The organism is Spongiimicrobium salis, assembly GCF_043678055.1.
Classification (GTDB): Bacteria; Bacteroidota; Bacteroidia; order Flavobacteriales; family Flavobacteriaceae; genus Spongiimicrobium; species Spongiimicrobium salis.
Map to the genome: position 1 here is coordinate 1 of NZ_JBHEQA010000023.1, position 860 is coordinate 860.

General features: G+C 54.1%; 1 pseudogene. It reads right to left on the reverse strand.

Annotation, left to right across the window (positions count from 1 at the left end):
* Nucleotides 1-860: pseudogene (locus ACEXOE_RS23715) on the reverse strand (hypothetical protein); the annotation flags it as partial.

Consider the following 860-nt stretch of genomic DNA (forward strand, 5'->3'; position numbering starts at 1 on the left):
AGGTTCGCAACGATGGCAGAGAGGTCCAACTGTGTGGTCACCCCGTCCTCGTCCGTATAATCGATATTGGTATTGTCCGCGTTCAGAGCGATCGTTGTGAGCGTCTCCAGGTTGGATACGTCGATCAGCGTGGTTCCACCATCTTCATCGGTATAGGTAAAGGTACCGTCATTGTTGTCCACGATAGTGGTCAGGGCCTCCAGGTTCGCCACGATGGCAGAGAGATCCAACTGTGTGGTCACTCCGTCCTCGTCCGTATAGTCGATATTGGTATTGTCAGCATTGAGCGCGATCGTCGTGAGGGTCTCCAAGTTGGATACGTCGATGATCGTTGTCCCACCGTCCTCATCCGTATAGGTAAAGGTACCGTCGTTGTTGTCAACGATAGTGGTCAGTGCCTCCAGGTTCGCAACGATGGCAGAGAGGTCCAACTGTGTGGTCACCCCGTCCTCGTCCGTATAATCGATATTCGTATTGTCCGCGTTCAGAGCGATCGTTGTGAGCGTCTCCAGGTTGGATACGTCGATCAGCGTGGTTCCACCATCTTCATCGGTATAGGTAAAGGTACCGTCGTTGTTGTCCACGATAGTGGTCAGCGCCTCCAAGTTCGCCACGATGGCAGAGAGGTCCAACTGTGTGGTCACCCCGTCCTCGTCCGTATAATCTATGTTCGTATTGTCCGCATTCAGAGCGATCGTCGTGAGCGTCTCCAGGTTGGATACGTCGATGATCGTTGTCCCACCGTCCTCATCGGTATAGGTAAAGGTACCGTCGTTGTTGTCCACGATGGTGGTCAGGGCCTCCAGGTTCGCAACGATGGCAGAGAGGTCCAACTGTGTGGTCACCCCGTCCTCGTCCGT